Source organism: Acinetobacter celticus (genome assembly GCF_001707755.1).
Classification (GTDB): domain Bacteria; phylum Pseudomonadota; class Gammaproteobacteria; order Pseudomonadales; family Moraxellaceae; genus Acinetobacter; species Acinetobacter celticus.
Genome location: NZ_MBDL01000012.1, coordinates 76,020 through 100,963, shown reverse-complemented (window position 1 = coordinate 100,963; position 24,944 = coordinate 76,020). Strand labels below are relative to the sequence as shown.

17 protein-coding genes and 1 pseudogene are annotated in these 24,944 nt (G+C 41.7%); 17 read left to right on the top strand and 1 reads right to left on the bottom strand.

Annotation, left to right across the window (positions count from 1 at the left end; genetic code table 11):
• Window positions 1–397 precede the first annotated feature (397 nt).
• The 8 genes and pseudogenes from rsmH to BBP83_RS12860 all read left to right on the top strand — a co-directional run bounded on the left by rsmH (window position 398) and on the right by BBP83_RS12860 (window position 9,651).
• Window positions 398–1,309, top strand: coding sequence for a 16S rRNA (cytosine(1402)-N(4))-methyltransferase RsmH (gene rsmH, locus BBP83_RS12895; RefSeq protein ID WP_068889211.1), 912 nt, complete (start codon window positions 398–400; stop codon window positions 1,307–1,309).
• A gap of 10 nt (window positions 1,310–1,319) precedes the next feature.
• A complete protein-coding gene (gene ftsL / locus BBP83_RS12890) occupies window positions 1,320–1,652 on the top strand; it encodes a cell division protein FtsL (protein WP_068889209.1) in 333 nt (110 codons plus the stop codon).
• 13 nt (window positions 1,653–1,665) lie between these two features.
• A complete protein-coding gene (gene ftsI, locus BBP83_RS12885; protein WP_068889207.1) occupies window positions 1,666–3,495 on the top strand; it encodes a penicillin-binding protein PBP3 in 1,830 nt (609 codons plus the stop codon).
• A gap of 7 nt (window positions 3,496–3,502) precedes the next feature.
• On the top strand, window positions 3,503–4,999 hold the full coding sequence (locus tag BBP83_RS12880; RefSeq protein ID WP_068889205.1) for a UDP-N-acetylmuramoyl-L-alanyl-D-glutamate--2,6-diaminopimelate ligase: 1,497 nt from the start codon (window positions 3,503–3,505) through the stop codon (window positions 4,997–4,999).
• 8 nt (window positions 5,000–5,007) lie between these two features.
• Complete coding sequence (locus BBP83_RS12875) at window positions 5,008–6,417, top strand: UDP-N-acetylmuramoyl-tripeptide--D-alanyl-D-alanine ligase (protein WP_068889203.1); 1,410 nt, start codon at window positions 5,008–5,010, stop codon at window positions 6,415–6,417.
• Entirely contained in the window at window positions 6,418–7,536 is a 1,119-nt protein-coding gene (gene mraY / locus BBP83_RS12870) for a phospho-N-acetylmuramoyl-pentapeptide-transferase (protein WP_068889201.1), read from the top strand.
• Window positions 7,537–7,603: 67 nt separating this feature from the next.
• A complete protein-coding gene (locus tag BBP83_RS12865) occupies window positions 7,604–8,407 on the top strand; it encodes a putative RNA methyltransferase (RefSeq protein WP_068889199.1) in 804 nt (267 codons plus the stop codon).
• Window positions 8,408–8,583: 176 nt separating this feature from the next.
• Window positions 8,584–9,651 (top strand): annotated as a pseudogene (locus BBP83_RS12860) (RNA-guided endonuclease InsQ/TnpB family protein).
• Between the two features lie 9 nt (window positions 9,652–9,660).
• Here BBP83_RS12860 and ponA read toward each other — a convergent pair.
• Window positions 9,661–12,195, bottom strand: coding sequence for a penicillin-binding protein PBP1a (gene ponA / locus BBP83_RS12855; protein ID WP_068889197.1), 2,535 nt, complete (start codon window positions 12,193–12,195; stop codon window positions 9,661–9,663).
• Between the two features lie 165 nt (window positions 12,196–12,360).
• Here ponA and BBP83_RS12850 point away from each other — a divergent pair, with 165 nt between their 5' ends.
• The 9 genes from BBP83_RS12850 to gltB all read left to right on the top strand — a co-directional run bounded on the left by BBP83_RS12850 (window position 12,361) and on the right by gltB (window position 24,876).
• The gene (locus tag BBP83_RS12850) at window positions 12,361–13,419 is read left to right on the top strand and encodes a pilus assembly protein PilM (protein WP_068889195.1); all 1,059 of its coding nucleotides are present in this window, start codon (window positions 12,361–12,363) and stop codon (window positions 13,417–13,419) included.
• Window positions 13,419–14,075 carry a PilN domain-containing protein gene (locus BBP83_RS12845; protein ID WP_068889193.1) on the top strand — a complete coding sequence of 219 codons (657 nt, stop codon included), beginning with the start codon at window positions 13,419–13,421 and terminating at the stop codon, window positions 14,073–14,075. The genes BBP83_RS12850 and BBP83_RS12845 overlap by 1 nt, the downstream gene beginning before the upstream one ends.
• On the top strand, window positions 14,072–14,776 hold the full coding sequence (locus BBP83_RS12840; RefSeq protein ID WP_068889191.1) for a type IV pilus inner membrane component PilO: 705 nt from the start codon (window positions 14,072–14,074) through the stop codon (window positions 14,774–14,776). Before BBP83_RS12845 ends, BBP83_RS12840 begins: the two co-directional genes overlap by 4 nt.
• Window positions 14,776–15,303 (top strand): pilus assembly protein PilP, encoded by a 528-nt coding sequence (locus BBP83_RS12835; protein ID WP_068889189.1) that lies wholly within the window; start codon window positions 14,776–14,778, stop codon window positions 15,301–15,303. The genes BBP83_RS12840 and BBP83_RS12835 overlap by 1 nt, the downstream gene beginning before the upstream one ends.
• Window positions 15,304–15,319: 16 nt before the next feature.
• Window positions 15,320–17,419 (top strand): type IV pilus secretin PilQ, encoded by a 2,100-nt coding sequence (locus BBP83_RS12830; RefSeq protein WP_068889187.1) that lies wholly within the window; start codon window positions 15,320–15,322, stop codon window positions 17,417–17,419.
• A 36-nt stretch (window positions 17,420–17,455) separates the two neighbouring features.
• Window positions 17,456–18,001 (top strand): shikimate kinase AroK, encoded by a 546-nt coding sequence (aroK, locus tag BBP83_RS15540; RefSeq protein ID WP_068889186.1) that lies wholly within the window; start codon window positions 17,456–17,458, stop codon window positions 17,999–18,001.
• Between the two features lie 15 nt (window positions 18,002–18,016).
• Entirely contained in the window at window positions 18,017–19,096 is a 1,080-nt protein-coding gene (gene aroB / locus BBP83_RS12820; RefSeq protein WP_068889184.1) for a 3-dehydroquinate synthase, read from the top strand.
• Between the two features lie 12 nt (window positions 19,097–19,108).
• Window positions 19,109–19,951 (top strand): hypothetical protein, encoded by an 843-nt coding sequence (locus tag BBP83_RS12815; protein ID WP_171258108.1) that lies wholly within the window; start codon window positions 19,109–19,111, stop codon window positions 19,949–19,951.
• A 449-nt stretch (window positions 19,952–20,400) separates the two neighbouring features.
• A complete protein-coding gene (gltB, locus tag BBP83_RS12810; RefSeq protein WP_171258105.1) occupies window positions 20,401–24,876 on the top strand; it encodes a glutamate synthase large subunit in 4,476 nt (1,491 codons plus the stop codon).
• The last annotated feature ends 68 nt before the right edge of the window (window positions 24,877–24,944 follow it).

Genomic DNA, 24,944 nt, shown 5'->3' with positions numbered 1-24,944 from the left:
CTAGCTGTCCCAAAAGCCAATCACCTTGATTGGCTTTTTTATGAGTGCTTGATTAGGTGTTTTGATTACAGGATAAGTGCTTTGTATTACTCAAAATGATATTGCGCTTGTTTTTTTTTGCATTGGATTGAGTGAAAAATATTATTTCACCAGATGTTGTGGCATCGCACGTATGACATTTGGCAGGATGCCATGCATAACTTGGGATTCGATTAAAATCATTTTTATTTAAAAAAATAGTTAGAATGACAATAAAATCAGCATTAATTTCAATATGAAAATCTCAAAAACGGTTTTCCCCATGAAAAGTAATATTTTCCTACAAAAAGACGTTTGGAGCTTTGTTAAAACAAGGTAATAATGTGCAGTTACTTTTTGACTGTCTTGAAAATTATATATGTCGCATATTTCTGTATTACTTCACGAAACCGTTGATGCCTTGCTTGCTGGGCGTAATACAGGAATTTATGTGGATGGCACTTTTGGACGCGGGGGACACACCCGTTTGTTATTGTCTAAATTAGATGCAAATTCACGTGTTTATGCCTTTGATAAAGACCCGCAAGCACTAGAAACAGCGGCTGCATTGGCGCAAGAAGACCCTCGCTTTATTATTATTCATGCCAGTTTTGCAGACATGCAACAGGAATTACAGGCACGTGGTATAGAGGTGGTTGATGGTGTCATGGCTGACTTAGGGGTGTCTTCACCTCAGTTAGATCAGGCAGAGCGTGGTTTTAGTTTTATGAAAGATGGCCCTTTGGATATGCGAATGGATAACTCGCAAGGGCCAACGGCAGCGGAATGGTTGGTGAATATTAAAGAAGAAGATTTGGCGAATGTGATTTTTAAATATGGTGAAGAGCGTTATAGCCGCCGCATTGCCAAAGCCATTAAAAATGCAGGATATATTGATACCACTGCACAATTGGCTGAAATTGTGAAAGTGGCACATCCAAAGTGGGAAAAAAATAAACACGCAGCAACGCGGACTTTTCAGGCGATTCGTATTGCCATCAATAAAGAATTAGATGATATTGAAGCGTTCCTACCTCAAGCGGTAGCTGTACTAAAGCCAGAAGCAACCTTAGCGGTGATTAGTTTCCATTCATTGGAAGACCGATTGATTAAACAGTTTATTCAAAAAGAATCAACTTTGGCCGAAGACACAGGTTGGGGCATGCCTCAAGAACGGGAAGATACCCGCCGTTTGAAAAAAATAGCCCGTATTCGTGCCAGCGAAGAAGAAGTTAAAGCCAATCCGCGTTCACGCAGTGCATGGCTTCGTGTGGCTGAACGTTTAGCTTAAAAGGCGAATAATGAAAACTGAAGCAATAGCAAAAGTATCTGACAATTTAAAGCTGAAGAAATCGGTGACTTATGCCATTTTACTGGCATTGGTGTTTATAAGTGCTGTGGTTGTGGTCTTTCAGGTCTTTGAATATCGCCAAGACTATCGCAAACTCAGTACTTATTTACGTGAACGAGATGACTTGAACGCTGAATGGGGGCGTTTGCTGATTGAGCAACAAACCTTTGGCGCGACAGCACAAATTGGTACACGTGCTGTGACGCAGCTTCGGATGTATTCACCACCAGTTGCACAAACAGTGGTTATATCTTTACCTCAGACTTCAGAAGAGAAAAAATAAGGCTAGCTGTACCATGGTTGAGAAAAGAATTAAGCAAACAGTGCGGAAAAAACAGCAGGCAGTGACAGGTAAAAATGTCATTAGCGTAGAGATGTGGCGTTTTTATCTCATGTGGGGTGTAGTGCTACTGTGTTTTCTTGCCTTGGTCGGTCGTGCGTTTTATGTGCAAGTCATCAATAAAGACTTTTTGCAAAATAAAGCCAATGCCAAAATTTTAAGAACTGAAAAAATTAAAGCCATGCGTGGCGTTATTTATGATCGTCATGGCGTGCCATTGGCGATTAGTACGCCAGTCATGAAAGTGGTAATTGATCCGCGTGATTATTTTGACAATAAACAGTTATACGAAGAGATTACTGCGGAACTGAGGAAAGACCCGAATAACCGCAAACTGAAGCGCCAGTTACCCGATAAAAACTTGAATCTGGATGAAATTGCCGATGCTGTCGGCATAGACCGAGCAGAACTGCGTAAAAAAATGAGCGAGCGACCACGCTCTCGTTATTTGATATTACAAAAAGAAGTGCCACCACAGCAAGCTGAACTCATTATGAAGCGTGATTTTCAGGGCGTTTATCTGGAAAAGAACTATAAACGCTACTATCCACAGCCACAGCCCAATTCACAAATTATTGGTTTGACCAATAGTGAAGGAGTAGGGGTTGAAGGTTTGGAGATGCAACTGAATCAGCGTCTTGCAGGTATTGATGGCGAACAACAGATTGTTCGCGATAAAAAAGGCAATCGTGTTAAAGACCCAGAAGTGGTGAAAGAAGTTGAGCCGGGTGAAAATATTACACTCAGTATCGATTCGCGTTTGCAGTACATTATGTACCGTGAATTGACTGCAGCAGGTGTGGCCAATAATGCGCGTTCAGCGACGGCCATTGCGGTAGATGTAAAGACGGGTGAAATTTTAGCGATGAACAGCTGGCCGTCATACAATCCAAATGATAAAAGTAGCTTGAATAATAAAGATGCGATGCGTAACCGTGGCGCCGTGGACTCGTTCGAGCCAGGGTCAACCATGAAACCACTGACCGTTGCGATGGCATTGGAAAGCGGTAAATATATGCCCAATAGTGTGGTGAATACCTCGCCGGGTTCTATGCGCGTTGGTAATCATACTATTCGCGACACCCATAATTATGGTGCTTTAACGCTAGGTGGAATTATTCAAAAATCCTCTAACGTGGGTGTGGCAAAAATTGCTTTATCTTTACCTTATGCAACTTTACCAACGTTTTATCAGCGCTTAGGTTTTGGTCAGCGTTCTGCGGTGAAATTTCCGGGTGAAAGTGCTGGTTTAATTTTGCCAAAAAGCAAATGGAACGTGTCTGAAGTTGCGACTATGGCCTATGGTTATGGTTTGAATGCAACGGTTTTACAAATGTCAGATGCCTACGCCATGCTGGCCAATAAAGGCCTGAAAATGCCTTTGAGTCTGTACAAACTAGAAGAACAGCCGAAAGGCGAACAGATGATTAGCCCAGTCATTGCAGATCAAGTGCTGGCAATGATGGAATCTGCTGCCATGCCTGGCGGTACTGCGACTCGTGCTAATATTTCAGGTTATCGGGTTGGTGGTAAAACAGGTACAGCACATAAATTACGCCCAGACCGCAAAGGCTATTCAACCACCGAATATCGTGCTTTATTTGCTGGTGTTGCACCAGTCAGTAATCCACGTATTGCTATGGTGGTTGTGGTCGAAAACCCAAAAGGCAGTTATTTTGGTGGGACTGTTTCAGCACCTGTTTTTGCGCGTGTCATGCAAGAGTCTTTGCGCCTAATGAACGTGCCTTTAGATAAACCTTTAGATACTCCTCAATCCAGTAAATAGGTGATGAATGTCCATTACATTTCAAGATCTCTACACCGTCAATGAACCTGCGATATGGATGACACAGTCCTTTAGTGGGTTCAATCTGGATAGTCGAAAAGTGACTACAGGGCAAATTTTTATTGCCCTGACTTCATTTTCACAACCTGAAAAAACTGCACAATTTGCCCAAATGGCTTTAGATCAAGGGGCTTTAGCGGTCATTTCTGAAACCGACTTAGCTCTTGAAAACAGTTTTACCGTCGCAAATGCCCGCCAGTTAATGGGACAGTGGCAAAAGCAATATTTACAAGCAGTACAGCCTATTTCACCTGCGCGAATGATTGCGGTAACAGGCACCAATGGCAAGACCACGATTTCACGCTTAATTGCCGAATTGTTAATGCTACAAGGCAAAAAATGTGCCGTCATGGGAACCACGGGAAATGGCATCTTGCCCAATTTAGAGGCATCGTCACATACCACGCTAGATGCGTTGCATATGCAAAATGCCTTGCACGACTATGCCTTACAAGGTGCAGAATTTGCTTCAATTGAAGCCAGTTCACATGGTTTAGAACAAGGTCGTTTGAATGGCTGCGCAATTGAAATTGCGGCCTATAGTAATTTAAGTCGTGATCATTTGGACTATCACAAAACCTTAGAGGCTTATGCCGAAGCAAAATCTGGTTTGTTTAAGTTTGAATCGCTCAAAGTTGCGATTATTAATATAGATGATGCACATGCTCACGTGATGCTTGATGCAGCGCAACATAATCCTGCCCAACCTCAAATTTTAACGTATTCCACCACGCAAGTTGCTGACTATCAGGTTCAAGATATTCTCTATAGTTTAAGTGGCGCATCTTTTAAATTATTGACGGCAAAGGGGTGTTTTGAAGTGCACAGTCCGTTGTTGGGGCACTTCAATATTGAAAATATTGTGGCAAGTTTAATTGCCGTAGAGCAAGCAGGTTTTGCTTTGGCAGATTTAATCGCGGTCGTGCCAAAACTTCAGGGTGCACCGGGCCGTATGCAGGTATTACGTGATGATGAACGCTTATTTATTGTTGATTATGCACATACCCCAGATGCTTTAATTCAAGTGCTTCAGACCCTGAAACGCCATGTGACGAATGACTTATGGGCGGTATTTGGTTGCGGGGGTGACCGTGATCGTGGCAAGCGTCCATTGATGACACAAGCGGCTTTAGACTATGCCAATATTGCGTTAATAACGTCGGATAACCCGCGGACGGAAAATCCTGAACAAATTTTTGCCGATATGAAAGCCGGTATTGATTTTGATCAGCACACAATGCATGAAATTCATGATCGTCGTGAAGCCATTAAATTTGCTGTAGCCAATGCCAAGGACGGTGATATTGTGGTGATTGCAGGTAAAGGCCATGAAAATTATCAAGAAATAGATGGTGTACGTCATTGGTTTGATGACGTGGTAGAAGTGCAATCTGCAATTAATTCACAGCACTATCAAACAAATGCAGCATATCCAGCGCAATAGGAAAAAATATGCATACCTCAACAACCAGTACCGTTACTTTAGAGCCGTGGACAGCATTGCAATTGGCTCAGGCCACACAAGGTCATTGGCATTATGCAAAAGTGCCAGAAGGGCCAATCAAACGTATTTTGACTGATTCGCGCCATGCAGAACAAGGTGATGCTTTTCTTGCGCTCAAGGGTGAGCGTTTTGATGCGCATGACTTTATTGTACAAGTGGCCAGTAATGGCTGTGAAGTTGCTATTGTGAGTCATCCTGTCGATGTGGATATTTGCCAGTTGGTAGTCGAAGACACACGTTTGGCTCTGGGGCATTTGGGCGCTTATCGCCGTGCGCAGAACCCACAATTAAAAGTGATGGCATTGACGGGCAGTAGTGGGAAAACCACCACTAAAGAAATGTTGGGCAGTATTTTGTCACGTTTGGCACCAACTCTCATCACCCGTGGTAATTTGAATAATGATTTAGGTGTGCCAATGATGCTTTTGGAATTACGTCCAGAGCATCAATATGCAGTGATGGAGCTGGGTGCAAGCCATCAAGGTGAAATTGATTACACCTCAAATTTAGTGCAACCACAGGTTGCAGGTATTTTAAATATTGGTACGGCACATTTGGGTGAGTTCGGTGGTCGTGATGGGATTTGCCGTGCAAAATCTGAAATTTATGCACATATTGCAAAATCAGGCACTTCCATTGTACCTATAGTCGATGATTTTAGTGATGTAATTCGTGGTGCTGTGCAAACTGAAAAAGTTATGAGTTTTGGTCAAGGAGGCGATGTTTTTGCTTCTGAGATCCAATTACAGGCACAGTCGGCTAGTTTTGACCTACATACCCCACACGGCGTGCGTCATATCAATTTGCCATTTGCTGGCGCGCATAATGTAGAAAATGCGACGGCCGCTGTGGCTTTTGCACTTTCTATTGGTATTGGCTTAGATGATATTGTTATTGGTCTGGAAAATGCCACAGGTGCCAAAGGTCGTTTAAACTTTATTTCAGATAAGCAGCATTTGTTTATTGATGATACCTATAACGCTAACCCAACATCTATGCGAGCGGCAGCTGAAGTTTTGGCACAGCAGACGGGTATTAAGGTCATGGTGGTGGGTGATATTGGTGAGCTTGGCGCGACAGCAGCACAGCAACATTATATGTTGGGTCGCGACTTAGTCTCTGTTAATGGTATTCATTTTGTGGTTGCTGTTGGTGAATTTGCTCCTGCCATGCAGGAAGGCGCACGCAGTACGCAATATGGCAAAAAATTACAGGCATTTTTAACCCAAGAACAAGCACTGCCTTTTTTATTCAGTCTTGTCGAAACACATCAGCCTCAGTCCATGAGTTTTCTGTTTAAAGGTTCGCGTTATACCCACATGGAAACATTGATGGCTGACTTGATGGAGAAACTCTAAATGTTGTTATGGTTATTTGAACAGCTTGCGGGCTATCACAGCTCGTTCCAAGTGGTTCGTTATTTAACATTGCGCTCACTGTTAAGCGTATTGACCGCACTGACCATTGGTTTGGTACTTGGTCCGGTCATGATTCGTAAACTACAGGCCTTAAAATATGGCCAAGCAGTCAGCTCATTTGCACCAGAAAACCATGCCAAAAAAATGGGTACTCCGACAATGGGGGGGATTTTAATTCTACTTTCCATTGGTATTTCGACTTTGCTTTGGGCAGATTTGTCGAATCCTTATGTTTGGATTGTCTTGGCAGTCATGGTGATTTTTGGTGCTGTGGGTTGGGCCGATGATTGGATTAAAGTTCGTTATAAAGACAATGCGGGTCTACCTGCAAAGAAAAAATTCTTTTGGACTTCTGTGGGCTCATTGGGCGCAGGTATTGCGCTCTATGTCATTGCGAAGCAACAAGTCAGCCCGACACAAACGGCGGATATGTTAGACGTACTGATTCCATTCTTTAAAGAAATCAGTATTCCGTTATCTGCTATTCCTTTGGGGATTGGCTTCATTATTTTTACTTATTTAGTTATTAACGGTGCATCCAATGCCGTCAACCTAACCGATGGTTTAGATGGTTTGGCGATTATGCCAATTGTACTTGTGGCGGCAGGTCTGGGTGTATTTGCTTACTTGGCCGGTGATACTCGCTTTGCGGATTATTTACATATTCCGTATGTGAAATATGCCTCTGAATTGGTGGTGATTTGTGCTGCCATGATTGGCGCTGGCTTGGCCTTCCTTTGGTATAACGCACATCCCGCCCAAATATTTATGGGAGATGTGGGTGCATTATCACTGGGTGCAATGTTGGGTACAATTGCAGTCATGGTTCGTCAGGAAATTGTTTTTGCGATTATGGGCGGTGTTTTTGTCGTAGAAGCAATTTCAGTCTTTCTGCAAATTGGTTCATTACGCATGCGCAATAAGCGGGTGTTCTTGATGGCACCATTGCATCATCATTATGAGAAAAAAGGCTGGCGTGAAACCCAAGTCGTGATCCGTTTCTGGATTATTACAATTATGCTGGTAGTTTTAGGTCTAATGACCTTAAAATTGCGTTAAGCGAATGAAATGTGAAAAGTCGGCATTTGCCGGCTTTTTTTATGCCTGAAAGGCTTTGGAGAAAATGATGAATCTGCTGATGTGTCCAGTTTGCCGTAAGCAATTAGAGCTGACGGATAAAACATGGCGCTGTGAAAATAATCATAGTTATGATGTGGCAAAGCAGGGTTACGTCAATTTACATGTGGTACAGCATAAGCACAGTAAAAATCCAGGAGATACACCTGAATCTGTACAAGCACGCCGTGCATTTTTAAGCGCAGGTCATTATGCGCCTTTGCAACAGGCTGTCGTCGAAAAAATTAAAGCGTTGCATATTGAACACCTGCTCGATATTGGGTGTGGCGAAGGCTATTACACCGATGCAATGCAAAGTGAGGTTATGCAGTGTATTGGTGTAGACATTGCTAAAAATGCAGTACAAGTGGCAGCGAAGTTAAACAAAGAGGTGACTTGGGTGGTGGGGACGGGTGCAACCTTACCCGTTATGGATCAATCGATTGATTTATGTAGCAGCTTGTTTAGTCCTATTCCAAAAGAAGAAATTTTGCGTGTACTCAAGCCCAAGGCTTACTTGATGGTAGTGACGCCAGCACCACAACATTTATATGCCATGCGTGAAGCTTTATTTGAAGAGGTTCAGGCGCATGATCCGCATAAATTTGTACATCAATTGGAAGATGCTTTTGAATTATTGGAAGAGCACGTCATTGCTGCACCAATGTTACTGTCGCAACAGGAATTAAAGCATCTGATTGCGATGACACCTTATGCATATAAAGCCAAGGCTGAACGCCGAAACGATTTAGAAGCAAAAGAACGATATGCACTAAATGCACAGTTCCAACTGTTTATTTTTCAAAAAAAATAAGCTCAGTCTCAGGAATAAAAAATCCCTCAAAGTGAGGAATTTTTTATCAGTTGGAGTGTAAAACCTTTAGGTTCAGCCCAAGGATGTAAGCGACTGGCGGAAGCCATGCGACATGCTTCGTCGCTTCCTGACGGAAGTTTCCATTCATGCTAAATTTATTTTGTTAATATAAGCACATGAAAACACTTAAATTACGTATAAAAGACAAACATTGCAAGGTGCTAGATCAATTAGCATCTGAGGTGAACTTTGTCTGGAATTATGTCAATGATTTGTGTTTTAAGCACCTTAAAAGAAAAGGTGAGTTTTTAAGTGCTTATGATATTGCCAAGTACACCAAAGGCACATCAAAAGAATGCAATCTACACAGCCAAACAATTCAAGCTGTTACAGAAGAACTGGTGACACGTAGAAAGCAATTTAAAAAAGCAAAACTCAGATGGCGTGTGAGTAACAAGAAGTCAGCAAAAAAATCACTTGGATGGATACCCTTCAAGAAAGTGGCAATCAAATATGCGAATGGATATGTCTAGTATGGCAAGCATCAATTCAAGTTGTGGGATAGCTACGGCTTAACTCAATACAGCGTTAAGACAGGCTCATTCGTAGAAGATAGTCGCGGTCGTTGGTACGTGTGTCTGGTTGTGGATTCCCCTCAACAGGATAAGCCGACTGCAATACAAGCTATTGGTATTGATCTGGGTTTAAAAGACATTGCCACCTGTTCAGATGGTACTGTGATTTCAAATCCTAAATTCTATCGGAAATATGAACAGAAATTAGGTATTGCTCAACGGGCAAAAAATAAAAATCGTGTACGTGCATTACACGCCAAAATTGCGAATTGTCGTAAAGACCATTTGCATAAAGCAAGCACTATGCTTGTGAAGAACAATGCACTGATAGTTGTTGGTGATCTGAGTGCTCAGAAGCTTGTAAAGACTAAAATGGCAAAATCTGTTTTAGATACAGGATTTTCAGCACTAAAAACAATGCTCAAGTATAAATGCGAGAACGCAGGGGTAATGTTTGAGGAAGTTAATGAAAGATTCACAACCCAAACCTGTTCGAGTTGTTTGAGAGTGTCAAACAACAGTCCGAAAGGTAGAGCAGGTTTGCGAATAAGAGTATGGAAATGTGAGTGTGGAAGTGTAAATCAACGAGATTTAACTTCCTCTAAAAACATACTTGCGCTTGGGCATAAGCGTCTAGCAGTAGGAATCACCGTCCTTTCAGGGCGGTGAGGATGTCAATTATTGCACTTGTTCTATAAGGTTTTCCATTGCATCCGAATGTGGTTTAGGCATGGCGGGTGCTGGACGATTTTTCATTGCAGGCGGTGTCGTACTATTTGGTACTAAAATTTCTTCACCCGGCAAATCATCAAAATCATTTTGTGTTGGACGGCTGACTACTGGTGTTGGTGCTGGACGATACAGCGGTTGCGCAAGAGGAGGAGAAGCATGATCAGTGACTTTATCATCGGTTTGATCTTGAACAACGACTTGATTGCGATTCACTGGTGCTTTGGCATTGGTGTCCAGTTGAACCCAAGCATCGGGTGTACCTTTTAAGGCATTGCCCATAAAGTTGGTCCATACTGGCAATGCCGCGACACCGCCGTATTCACGACGCCCCAATGTAGAGGGTTGGTCAAAACCAACCCATGCAATTGCTACTAATTTGCCATTAAAGCCAGCAAACCATGCATCTTTTGCATCATTCGTGGTCCCTGTTTTACCACCAATATCATTACGGCCAATTCTTAAGGCCGCACGACCTGTACCATGCTGAATAACATCCCGAAGAATATTGGCCATATCAAAAGCTGAGCTTGATTTCAAAATACGCGTTGCTTGACGGTAATTTGTTGTATCAATGATTGCTTGATCGACTTCAGGTGCATTATTGACTTGGAATGCCTCATCATCTGGTGTTGTCGGTTCTGTCGTATCGACCAATTGCTCTTTCTCATTAATACATGGAATACAAGCATAGTCCGGGTTGGATTGATAAATGACTTTGCCGTAAGCATCTTCAATACGGTTAATAAAATGGGGTTGAATTCGATAACCGCCATTGGCAAAAGTCGAATAACCCGTTGCCATTTGTACAGGTAAGACTTGTGGTGTGCCGAGCGCAATGGTGTAGTTACGCGGAATCTGATTTTCTTGTAAGCCAAAATCCATAAACAATTGACGTGTACGTTCAATACCAACCATTTGTAATAAACGTACAGAAACAGTATTTCGCGATAAATATAGCGCACGACGTAATGGAATCATTCCCAAATAGCGACCATCAGAATTGCGTGGTGACCATTTTCCAATAGTGATTGGGCTGTCATTCACCATGCTAAAAGGAGTCATACCGCGTTCTAGTGCTAAAGCATAAACGAACGGTTTAATGGTAGACCCTGGCTGACGCCACCCTTGTAATGCACGGTTAAATTTCGATTGATGGAAATTATAACCACCCGAAATGGCTTCAATCGCACCGTTGTTCGGGTTTAACGCAATGAGTTGACCTTGTGCTTTAGGAATTTGTACCAAAGACCAAGAGCTTTTGCCCTCATTTGGACGTAGTCGAATAATATCTTTAACTTTAATAATTTGAGAGGCTGTACTCGGCGCATTTCCTACACTATTGGCATTGCGATAGGGACGCGCCCATGACATACCTGACCAAGGAACTGTGACCGTTGTTCCATCTTGCATCAAAGCATCAAAAGTAGATGTGCCTACTTTAATGACTTGTGCAGGGAATGTGTTGGCATAGGCCATGAAATCTGACAATGGCTTATCATGCGCTTCGGCACCACGCCAACCATGACGACGATCATAGTCCTCTAAGCCATTTTGTACTGCTTCTTCGGCATAAGCCTGACGTTTACTGTCAATCGTTGTGTAGACCTTATAACCTGAATCTACGGCTTGTTCACCAAGTGTTTCTACTAGTTCTGAACGCACCATCTCACCGACATAGGGGAAACGATTACTCACCCCGCGTTCAGGCATATCTAAACTAATTGGTTCAGCAATAGCTTTTTCATATTCAGCTTGATTGATATAACCCAATTGCAACATCCGACCTGCAATCCAGTTGCGACGTTCTAAGGCGCGCTTCGGGTTGGCAACAGGGTTGTATTTAGATGGTGCTTTTGGCAAGCCAGCAATCATCGCCATTTGTGCTGTGGTTAATTCATCCAAATTTTTGTTGTAATAAATTTTAGCCGCAGCAGCAATGCCATAAGCATTTTTGCCTAAAAAGATTTTATTGACGTATAACGTCATGATTTCTTCTTTTGTTAAATTTTCTTCTATTTTTCTCGCAAGAAAAATTTCAGTGAGTTTACGTTTTAACGTTCGCTCAGGGCTTAGATAGTAGTTTTTAGCCACCTGCATGGTAATGGTGGAACCACCAGTTTGCACGTCAGAGCCAGTAATACTTTCACTGACAGCACGGCCAATGCCTTTAAAGCTAATACCGCTATGTTCAAAAAAAGATGAATCTTCAGCGGCTAAAAAGGCATGAATAAAGGTAGGCGGAATTTGATTATATTCCACCGGCACGGACAACTTACCACCATACTCTGCGATCAGTTCATTATCTGAACTGTACACTTGTAAAGGCTTTAACAACGGGGCCTTTTTTAAAGTGGACATTTCAGGCAAAGATGGGGCAATATAGAGATACATGCCATAGAAACCCATCGGAATTGAGACTAAAATAATAATTAGGATCAAAAAAAATGGATGAACAAGGCCTGAACAAGATAGCTTTTTCATAACAAGTAAGTTTTAATAAGAGCTAATGGCAAACTAATTAGCGGTCAGTATATCCTTAAGCCGTGCAGAATGTTATATGAGATATTGTATCTGCACAAAATTATAGACCAATACTAATTAGTGAGTTACTTTTATTGGGGATAAAAAAATAATAGGAATTATATTGTGCTCAGGTTCAATCGTAAGCCAAGTAAGGGGTTAGTGGGAGTAGATATTAGTTCGACTTCTGTTAAAGTTTTGGAACTTTCTGTAAAAAGTGGCCGGTATTGGGTGGAAAGCTATGCTTTAGTCCCTTTGCCAGAAGGAAGCGTTGTTGAAAAAAACATATTAAATCCTGAAGCAGTGGGCGATTCATTAGAGCGTGCGATTAATTTAGCGAATACGCAAACATCGAATGCTGCACTGGCTATTCCAACATCATTGGTTATTTCAAAAACTATTGAAATGGATGCTGATATGACGAATGAAGAACGTGAAGTTCAAATTCGTATGGATGCGGAACAATATATTCCTTTCCCGTTAGACGAGGCGAGCCTAGATTTTGAGGTTCTTCCTGATCGCTTATCAAATCCTAATCGTGTCAATGTGTTGCTCGTGGCAACACGGATCGAAAATGTCGAAGCACGTTCTGAAGTTCTAGAACTTGCTGGTTTGACACCTAAAGTTGCAGATGTAGAAAGTTTTACTTTAGAAAATGCTTTTAAAGTATTTTCAGACACATTGCCAATGGGTGTTAAAACGGTCGGTATTTTAGATATTGGTCACAGTATGACGACATTATCTGTCATGCAAAACAATAAAGTGATTTATACCCGTGAACAGGTTTTTGGCGGTAAACAGCTGACTCAAGAAATTCAAAACCGTTATGGTTTGTCTTTTGAAGAAGCAGGACGCGCTAAAAAAACCCGTGCTTTACCAGATGACTATGATATTGAAGTGCTTGAGCCATTTTTAGACGCTGTTGTACAACAGGCGGCTCGTTCACTACAATTCTTTTTCTCTTCTTCGCAATTTAACGAAATTGATCATATTTTGCTTGCTGGTGGAAATGCGAATATTCCCGGCCTTGCGAAGCTATTGCAACAGAAATTGGGATACCGAGTAACAATTGCCAATCCATTTTTACAAATGGGTTTTTCACCTCAAATTGATATTAAAAAAATTGAAAATGACGCTTCATCGCTCCTAGTAGCATGTGGTTTAGCATTGAGGAGTTTTGATTAATGGCAAAGATTAATTTACTCCCTTGGCGCGATGGGCTAAGAGAGAAACGAAAAAAAGAATTTATTGCAATTTGCATTGGCGCATTCTTTGTTGGGGTTTTAGGTACAGGTTTAACTTGGTTGTTTTTTGATAATAAATTACAAGATCAGGAACAAGCCAATCAACTTATTGTGAGTACCAATCAAAGCTTAGATGTTCAGTTAAAATCACTTGAAGGTTTACAAGAACAGCGTAATGCAATTATTGAACGAATGAAGCTGATTCAGGGTTTACAAGGTCAACGTCCGATTGCTGTGCATTTAATTGATGAGCTGGTTCGCGTCACACCAAGTACGATGTACATCACTAAGTTTAGCCGTTCAGGTGATAAATTCACTTTAGAAGGCAAAGCTGAGAGCCCAAATACAGTTGCAGAATTACTGCGAAATCTTGAAGCCTCGGCTTGGTATCGTAATGCATTTATGAGCTCATTCTTGGCGGGTGAAGAGAAAAAAGATCAAAGCCCGAGTTCTGTTGTCCCACGTATAGAATCTAGCTACGGTACATTTACGGTGACAGCTGATTTAGATGCAATACCAGAACCTGCATTGGCAGATCAGGTCGGTGCTGCTTCTGAAGTAGCAGTAGGGGCAAATACAGCGGGGGATAAAAAATGAGTCGCGACGAATTTGATGAATTAAATCAAGAAGCTGTTGTTACCCCTAAGAAAAAAATGACTTTTGACAAGTTCTTGCAACAATTTAATACCTTAGATACCAATAATTATGGTGGTTGGCCATTGTCGGTCAAAATCACTTGCTGGATATTTATTATCATTTTTGTGATTGCTGCAGGCTACTTTGGAGTTATCCGAGGGAAAATAGAGGCTATTGCGAATGCCAATGCACAGGAACAAAATTTACTGAACGAATTTAGAGAAAAAGATTCAAAACTCCGTAATTTACAGCAATATCAAGTACAACTTCAGGAAATGCAAGCACGTTTTAATCAGCAATTGGAACAATTGCCGAAAGAAACAGAAATTCCTGGTTTAGTTGAAGATATGAACTTAACTGGGGTTAATTCGGGTCTGAAGTTTAAAAATATTCGTTTAGAACCAGAAGTGAAACAAGAATTTTTCATCGAACAACCGATCGCAATTGATGCTACAGGTGATTATCATTCTTTTGGTGCATTTGCGAGTGGGATTGCTGGTTTATCACGTATTGTGACTTTGCATGATTTTGATATTTCTGCAGGTGGTAGTGAGAAAAAGTCAGATGTCCCAACTGTAAACTATAGTCTTAAAGCGAAAACTTATCGATATATTGGCACCACAGATGCTGAGATGAGTGCGCCAGCTGGAGGAACAAACTAATGAAAATTCAGAAAATTTCAATGTTTGTTGCGTTAGCTTTAGTTTTAGCGGGTTGTGAATCACGAATTGATTATGTGAATCAGGAAATGGCGAATATTCGAAATACTGCGCCAATTCCTATTGAGCCTGCACCTGACTTTGTAACGGTTGAATCCTTTACTTATGCGGCACAGCAGTTAAAGAGCCCATTTTTACCAAGCTCTTTGGCTTCAGAATTAAAAATTATGGCGGGTAAGAGGGTTTATCCGAATTTGACTCGCCAGCAACAACCATTAGAAACTTACGCACTTGAAACCTTGAGTTTTAAAGGCAGCATGCGTAACCAATCGGGTGGTATTGTTGCGCTCATTCAAACGCCTGATGGTCAGATTGAACGGGTTCAGGTGGGTAACTATATGGGGTCAAACCACGGTCGTATTGTGAAGATCACACCGACACAAATTGATGTAATAGAGATTATTCCAGATGGGCGAGAAGGTTACGTTGAGCGTCCTAGAAGTCTCATATTAATTGGACCGACACCTTAAGCTGAAAGGAATAAAAATGAAAAATAGTATTAAAGATTTTGTTTTTGGGGATGGCAATTCAATGAATCAAGTGTTTCGTCAATTTTCAATGGGCGCAGTAGCAATGGCTGTTATGCAAGTTGCAAGTGCTCAGGTAAGTATGACTAATATTGTACCGATGCAGATCCCCGGTCAGGGCACTGAAATTCGTGTCATGTTTAATGGTTTGCCTCCTCAGCCTCAAGCCTATCAGCTTGAACAGCCATCGCGTTTAATTTTAGATTTTGATAAAGCTGATCAAAAGTTAAAACAAAGTTCAATTCCTGTTGCGACGAATGAAGCAAGCTCAGTTGATGTTACATCAGATGCACAGCGCTCACGCTTAACAGTGAATTTGACAGATGCAGGGGCATTTACGACGCGTGTTGAAGGGAATACCTTCATTTTAAAAATTAATGCAGCCTCTAATGAAGTGACGCAACCTGTTGTTCAAAAACAAGTGCAGGGTATTTCTAATATTGGTTTCCACCGTGGTTCGAATGGAGAAGGTCAAATTGTTGTAGATCTAATGGGCTCTAACACCCCAGTTGATGTACAACAACAAGGCAGTAAAATTGTGATCCGCACCTTAGGTAATAAAGTGCCAACACATTTAGCTCGTCGTCTGAATGTAAATGATTTTGCGACCCCTGTTTCTACAGTTGATGCACAGAACGATGGTGGTAATGGTGTTATTACCATTCAGTCAGCAGGCAACTTCGAGTATATGGCATACCAAACAGACAATAAATTAACGGTCAGTTTGAAACGTCCTGAAGATAAAAATCCTTCACGTCCGAAAGCATCCAATAGTTATACGGGTAAAAAGATTTCTTTAGATTTTCAAGATATCGAAGTCCGCCGTGTTTTACAGTTGTTAGCTGACTTTACTGAAATTAATATGGTAGCAGCTGATTCTGTTCAGGGTAATATTACGCTTCGATTAAAAGATGTACCGTGGGATCAAGCTTTAGATATTGTGCTCAAAACCAAAAATCTGGACAAACGTCGCAGTGGTAATGTGATTTGGATTGCACCTGTTGCTGAGTTAATTAAAGCCGAAGATGATGAGGCTAAAGCAATTGCACAAAGCATTAAATTGGCACCGATACAAACAGATTATATAAAATTAAGTTATGCAAAATCAGCCGATATTTTGAAACTATTGGAAGATTCACGTGACTCTAAAGGGTCGGAAGCGAATAGAACTGCAGGATCAAGTTCACTTGCACTTGAAAGTTTACTTAGTTCCCGTGGCAGTGCAGTATCAGATGGAAGAACAAATACACTCATTATTAATGATACGGCACAAAATATCGATAAAGTTAGGCGAATGATTGACTTGCTGGATGTGGCCATTAAGCAAGTGATGGTTGAAGCACGTATTGTTACAGCACAAACAGATTTTTCTCGGGATCTTGGTATTAACTGGGGTTTGACACGTAATAACCCAAGTCTTTCAGCTGGGGCGAATGGTTCAAATGTGTGGGGCGGTGATTTTTCTCCGAAATTTGATTTAGGTGTAGATTTGGGTACTGCAACAGCAGGTACTTTTAATTTTGGCTTACTGAAAATTTCTGACTTTATGTTAGATTTACAATTAACTGCTTTGCAATCGGATGGTCATGGTGAGGTTTTATCAGCACCAAAAATTTTAACGGGTGATAAGCAAAAAGCCTATATTTTGCGTGGTGTTGAAATTCCATACCAAACTTATAGTGCAAATGAAGGTATTAAGACTGAATTTAAAGAAGCTAATCTTAGATTAGAGGTTACACCTAGTATTACGCCTGATGGTAAGGTTCAGATGGCATTAAAAATTGAAAAAGATGCAATTGGCGAGTACACCAATAATGGTCCTTCAATTAATACCAATGAATTACAAACCAATGTTTTGGTGAATGACGGGGAAACAATTGTCTTGGGCGGGATTTTTGATGATTTAAAAACAAATAATTATCAGAAAGTACCATTTTTAGGTGACTTACCTGTCGTTGGTAATTTATTTAAAAATAATTCTAAGAGAAGTTCACAAACAGAGTTGCTAATTTTTGTTACACCACGAATTGTTAATGACAGTGTTGTTAGAAATCATTAATATATTTTGAATTTAGCAAAACAAATAGGTGACTCCTTGCCAAGCAAAGAGTTTGAAACCCTACCAAATATTTATTTGGTAGGGCCGATGGGGGCAGGAAAAACAACCGTTGGGCGACATTTGGCCGAATTGTTAGGGCGAGAGTTTCTTGATAGCGATCATGAAATTGAGCGAAAAACAGGTGCAACGATTCCTTGGATTTTTGAAAAAGAAGGTGAACAAGGGTTTCGTGGTCGTGAAACGATTGTTATTGATGAATTAACAGCACGCCAAAACTTAGTTTTAGCCACAGGTGGTGGTGTCGTCACCCAAGCCCCGAATCGAGAATTTCTGAAACAACGAGGTATTGTTATTTATCTTTATACGCCAGTTGAAATTCAGCTCCAACGAACTTACCGCGACAAAAACCGTCCTTTATTACAAGTTGAAAATCCAGAAAAAAAATTAAAAGATTTATTGGAAGCACGTGATCCATTTTATCGGGAAGTTGCGCATTATATTATTGAGACAAATCAAGGGGCAGCTCGGGATTTGGCGCAAAAAATTTTAAATTTGATTGTTTCTGAAAATGTCTCTAAGTGAATAAGCTGGAAAGTCATGCAAACCCTACACGTTGAACTCGGTGAACGCCGCTATCCCATTTTTATTGGTAGTGATTTGGATCCACAAACCCTTTTAAAACCTTATATTCATGGTCAGCAAGTGATGATTGTGACCAATACGACAGTTGCACCCTTATATTTGTCATATTATAAAGATGCCATCTGCACATTGGGGAAAAGTGTTTCAGTTTGTGTGTTACCTGATGGTGAGAAATTTAAAAATAGTGAGCATTTGAATTTAATTTTTGATGCATTGCTTGAAGCAAGTTTTAATCGCGATTGTACTGTTCTTGCATTGGGTGGTGGTGTGATTGGGGATATGGCAGGTTTTGCCTCTGCCTGTTTTCAGCGTGGTGTCAATTTTATTCAAGTGCCAACAACTTTGCTTTCTCAGGTCGATTCGAGTGTCGGTGGGAAAACAGGAATCAATCATCCTTTAGGCAAGAACATGATTGGTGCATTTCAACAGCCCCAAGTGGTCTTGGCAGATATGGCTCAATTAAAAACGCTGCCTGAGCGTGAGCTATCTGCAGGTTTAGCTGAAGTGATTAAATATGCTCTTTTAGGGGATATTGAGTTCTTGGCTTGGCTTGAAGAGCATATGGATAGTTTGGTTGCGCGTGATCCTGAATTGTTGGCAGAGGCCGTTTACCGTTCATGTGCGCATAAAGCAAGAATTGTCGCCAATGATGAAAAAGAACAGGGTGAACGGGCGCTTTTGAACTTGGGGCACACTTTTGGCCACGCCATTGAATCTTATCTTGGTTACGGGGTTTGGCTTCATGGTGAGGCAGTGGCTACAGGGATGGTCATGGCGGCCGATTTATCTCAGCGGATGGGATGGATGTCTATAGCAGATTTGGAGCGTACAAAAAAAATCATTTTACGCGCTAATTTACCGATAGTATGTCCTAAAATTCCCCTCAATGAGTTCTTGGCTTATATGTCGCACGATAAAAAAGTGCTGAATGGCCAACTTCGTTTGGTGTTGATGAAACAACTGGGCCAAGCGGTGATTACCAAAGAATTTGATACAGAATTGATGAATCAGGCAATTCTTGCAAACCAGCAATAGTTTAGAAGGAATATCACCGTGGCATTGCGTACACATTGGCAACAGATTCAAAATTATATTTGGCTTGTGCTCGGTGGTGCCTGTTTGTTTTTTGCTTTGGTGTTTTGGGCAATCACAGATTCTAAAGATGTGGTTGAAGTCGAAAAAAAGGCCGAAACTGAAGTTGAATTACACATTCAGCCTGAAATAGTCTCATCGATGAACCATCTTGGTGCATTATCAGATGAGGTAAAGCCTTTGGATATGGCGACACGAGTGGTGATGACTGCACAACATGAGGCTGAGTTTCGAGGTACGAAGTTTGTTAATGAGCAGAAAAAATCCTATGCTATTGAATTATTTCGGGTAACAGATGAAGCGATTTTAAAAAGCTTTCTGAAAAAACAGCCAGATCGTAAAGGTTTTCTATATTTACGTTTATCGGGTGGTGATCATCCAGAACAGTATGTCTTGCTTTATGGCGTGTATAAAAATGCAGGTGAAGCTAAAAATGCTTTGGCAGATTTAAATGTCGTTTTGCCCACTTCAATTAAGCCCATTGTGGTTGGCATTGAGAAATATCAGCCTTTGGTGAATGATCTAGGCTCAGATGAATTAAGTACGCAAGCAAAACTCTATGCAGTGAAATTAAAAACGGCCCCATTGCCACAAGTGGATGAAGCGCAAATAGCCACTATTAAAGTTCAAGCGCAGCAAGCTGTCGTGCCGAAAGAAAGCACAACCTCTACGACAGTGACACGTCGTGATGCCGATGGAAATGTTGTAGGTGTGCAAAAGTCACAAAGCTCTGTAGAGCAACCAGTACGTCCAAAAACAGCACCTGTGCAACAAGAAGTGACAGATCCATTTAATTAAATGGATCTAAAATAGCGCATTGGATTAAGAGGTGATTTTAAAATGCTCTTTTCTGGTGCGTTAGCGCTGAAAAATAAAGGCCCCTTAGTTATTTTTTACATTAATTCCCTTTGAAATTAACCATTTTCACTTTTGTTGCAATAAGCTGGCATGAAGTTTGCTTTATTGGTGCATGAATTGAATTAAGCTTCCCATTTTGGAGCGAAAAATAATTCGATGAGTGTGCGAAGCAGTCAAGCTGTAATACTGACCTGAACTGAAAAATAAGCAAATTATGTCTTTAGGGTCATGCATAAAAGATAAATTCAGTTTATCTTGATGGTATGAATAAGAAATAATTTGGCTTAGTAGAACAATTCATGTGAGTTGGTTCGGGCTAAATCGCAATGAAAAATTAGATTGTTAGTGGCTCGAAAGAGCAGTGTAAAAAAGAAGGGTACGCTATGCACATGCCATCGCCTAATACTGTAGCTCCCGCTCAAGGTTTATACCAACCGGATGAGTTTAAAGATAACTGTGGTTTCGGTTTAATTGCCCATATGCAGGGTGATGCAAGCCATGATCTGTTGAAGACCGCTATTCATAGCCTAAGCTGTATGACTCACCGTGGCGGTATTGCTGCGGATGGCATGACAGGCGATGGATGTGGTTTGCTGTTGGCAATGCCAAAGCAATTCTTCCGTGAAGAAGCCAAAAAGATTAGCGACATTACGCTAAGTGAGGTTTTCGCTGTCGGGACTATTTTTCTGAATTTAGATCCAGCACTTGCAGCGCACTCAAAACAAGTTTTAACCAAAGAAATTGAATCTGAAGGCTGTAAGGTTTTAGGCTGGCGTGTTGTGCCAACCAATAACGATGCATTGGGTTCAATTGCGATGCAGTCTTTGCCTGCATTTGAACAAATTATTGTGAATTGTCCAATGGGCGTAACCGAGGTTGAATTCAACCGTAAATTGGTTATGGCGCGTCGTCGTGCAGAAGAGCAATTAACGGCTGACCCTTATTTTTATGTAACAACCTTGTGTTCAACTGTGATCAGTTATAAAGGTTTGATGATGCCTGCATATATTGCAGAATTCTATACGGACTTGGCTGATGAGCGTTTGACGTCACATATTGTGGTGTTCCATCAGCGTTTCTCGACCAATACCTTACCACGTTGGCCATTGGCACAGCCATTTCGTTACCTTGCACATAATGGTGAAATTAATACCATTACTGCCAACCGTAACTGGGCGATGGCACGTGCTCCAAAATTTGAAAACCCATTACTTCCAGGTATTACCAAGCTGAATCCGATTGTAAACCGTACAGGTTCGGATTCATCCAGTATGGACAACATGCTTGAGTTACTGGTGGGCGGTGGTATGGACTTGTTCCGTGCACTACGTATGCTTGTGCCACCTGCTTGGCAGAACGTGGAAACTTTAGATGCCGATTTACGCGCATTCTATGAGTTTAACTCGAAGCATATGGAAGCTTGGGATGGCCCTGCAGGTCTGGTGATTCAAGATGGTCGCCATGCAATTTGTATGCTAGACCGTAATGGTTTACGTCCAGCACGTTGGGTGATTACTAAAAATGGCTATATCACTTTAGCCTCTGAAATTGGTGTATGGGGTTATCAGCCAGAAGATGTGATCTCTAAAGGTCGTGTCGGCCCAGGTCAAATACTGGTGATTGATACTTTAACGGGTAAAATGCTTGATACCAAAGATGTCAGCAATCACTTGAAAAACATGCGTCCTTACCGTCAATGGCTGCGTGAAAATTCAGTTCGTGTACAAGGCAGTCCAGAGTTAGAAGAATATTTATGTGATCAAGGCTTAAAAGGCGATGACCTGAAAGCGGCACAAAAAATGTTTATGGTGACTTTTGAAGAGCGTGATCAATTGCTTCGCCCAATCGCTGAAAGCGGTCAAGAAGCAGTGGGTTCTATGGGTGATGATACGCCAATGGCGGTGTTATCACGCCAAGTCCGTCACGTGTCGGATTATTTCCGCCAGCAGTTTGCACAAGTCACCAATCCTCCCATCGACCCATTGCGTGAATCGATTGTGATGTCTTTAGAGACATGTTTTGGTCGGGAGCAAAATGTCTTTGAGCAAAGCCCTGAACACGCAGACCGTTTAATTGTTTCTAGCCCAGTTTTATCTAATTCTAAAATGCATCAAATCCGGACCATTGGTCGTAAGGGGTATGAAATTGCAGATATTGATTTGAACTATGTTGAAACTGAAGGTTTAGAAGTTGCAATTGCGCGTATTTGTGAAGAAGCTGCACAAGCGATTCGTGATGGTAAAACATTACTGGTGCTTTCAGACCGTAAAATTCGCGAAGGTTACTTGCCAGCCAATGCCTTAATGGCGACGGGTGCAATCCATCATCATTTAATTCAAGCGGGTTTGCGTACAGATGCCAATATCATTGTTGAAACTGGTTTAGCACGTGATGCACATCAGTTTGCGGTGATTCTTGGTTTTGGTGCAACTGCGATTTATCCGTACTTGGCGTATGACGTGATCAATGATTTGATTGCGAAAGGTGAGCTTTTAGGTGACCCAATTCATGCACAAGCAAACTTCCGCAAAGGGATTGATAAAGGCTTGTTGAAAGTCCTATCGAAGATGGGTATTTCAACAGTTGCCTCTTACCGTGGTGGGCAGTTGTTCGAAGCGGTGGGTTTATCTGAAGAAGTTGTGGGTAAATGCTTTACAGGTGTGCCAAGCCGTATTAAAGGTGCAACGTTTGCAGATCTTGAGAACGATCTGAAACAATTGGCAGGAAATGCGTGGAAAGCACGTAAGCCGATTGATCAGGGCGGTATGCTGAAATTTGTATTCGATAAGGAATACCATGCATTTAACCCTGATATAATTAACTCATTACATAAAGCGGTTCGTTCTGGTAACTATGCAGATTTCAAAGAATATGCCGAGTTGGTCAATCACCGCCCAATCGCGACCATTCGTGATTTATTTAAACTGAAAACAGACAATTCAATTGCCTTGGAGCAAGTTGAAGCTGTGGCGGAAATTCTACCGCGTTTTGACTCTGCAGGGATGTCTTTGGGTGCTTTATCACCTGAAGCACATGAAGCTATTGCCATTGCAATGAATACCATTGGTGGCCGTTCTAACTCTGGTGAAGGTGGTGAAGATCCAGCGCGTTATGGCACTATCCGTAACTCGAAAATCAAACAAATTGCATCAGGCCGTTTTGGTGTAACACCTGCCTATTTAATGTCTGCAGAAGTACTGCAAATTAAAGTCGCGCAAGGTGCAAAACCCGGTGAGGGAGGACAGTTACCGGGTGGTAAAGTGAACGGCTTAATTGCACGTTTACGTTACTCTGTACCGGGTGTAACGCTGATTTCGCCTCCGCCACATCATGATATCTACTCAATCGAAGATTTATCGCAGTTAATATTTGATTTAAAACAAGTTAACCCACAGGCAATGGTTTCAGTTAAGCTTGTTTCAGAGCCAGGCGTGGGTACGATTGCTGCGGGTGTGGCGAAAGCGTATGCCGACTTTATTACCATTTCAGGGTATGACGGCGGTACAGCGGCTTCTCCACTGTCTTCAATTCATCATGCAGGTTCGCCATGGGAATTGGGTCTTTCAGAGGCTCATCAAGCGCTTCGTGTGAATGACTTGCGTGGTAAAGTTCGTGTACAGACCGATGGTGGTTTGAAAACGGGCTTAGATGTTGTAAAAGCAGCGATTTTAGGTGCTGAAAGCTTTGGTTTTGGTTCAACGCCAATGATCGCGTTGGGCTGTAAATACCTACGTATTTGCCATTTAAATAATTGTGCAACCGGTGTAGCAACTCAGCAAGATCATTTACGTCAAGAGCATTATATTGGCGAGCCAGAAATGCTGATTAACTTCTTCCACTTTATTGCGGAAGAAACACGTGAATGGTTGGCTGCTTTAGGTGTCTCTCGCTTAAAAGACTTGATTGGTCGTACGGATTTATTGGAAGTCTTACCAGGTGAAACTGAAAAGCATGGACATCTTGATTTAAGTCCATTACTTGAATCGCATCCATCTGCTGAAGGCAAGGCGCAATATTGCCAAGTTCAAGGCAATGCACCATTTGATAAAGGCTTACTTGCAGAAAAAATGGTGGCAGAAATGCTTCCATCTATTGAAGCAGGTACAGTGGGTGAATTTAGCTTTAACATTGGTAATTGTGACCGTTCCATTGGCGCGCGTATTTCAGGTGAAATTGCGAAACGCTATGGCAACCTCAGCATGGAAGCGCACCCTGTTAAAGTGAATTTGAATGGTACTGCAGGTCAGTCACTGGGCGTGTGGAACGCTGGTGGTTTGCATATTAGTCTTGAAGGCGATGCGAATGACTATGTAGGTAAAGGGATGGCCGGTGGTCGTATCTCTATTTTCCCACCCAAAGGTTCGCCATTCCAAACGCAAAATACGGCTATTATTGGTAACACCTGTTTGTATGGTGCAACGGGCGGTAAACTTTTTGCTGCAGGTACAGCAGGTGAGCGCTTTGCAGTGCGTAACTCAGGCGCATTTGCAGTCATTGAAGGTGCAGGCGACCATTGCTGTGAATATATGACTGGCGGTATTGTGACGGTTCTTGGTAAAGTAGGTCACAACTTCGGTGCAGGTATGACTGGCGGTTTTGCATATGTTCTTGATTTAGATAATGACTTTGTAGATCATTACAATCATGAATTGATTGAATTAAACCGTATTTCGACTGAAGCGATGGAAGAGCATAAAGCGTTCCTTTGCCGCATTTTAGATGAGCATATTAAAGAAACGGGTAGTGCTTGGGCGTATAAGATCCGCAATGAGTTCGATTTCTACGGCCGTAAGTTCTGGCTAGTGAAACCAAAGGCTGCAAACTTGCAAACTTTGTTGAAAACAACTCAAGCTGATCCACAATAATTCCACTACCGCAGAAATATAGGCAGGTACAGGTAAAGCAGAAAAAACCCTGTGCCTACCCACGGAGA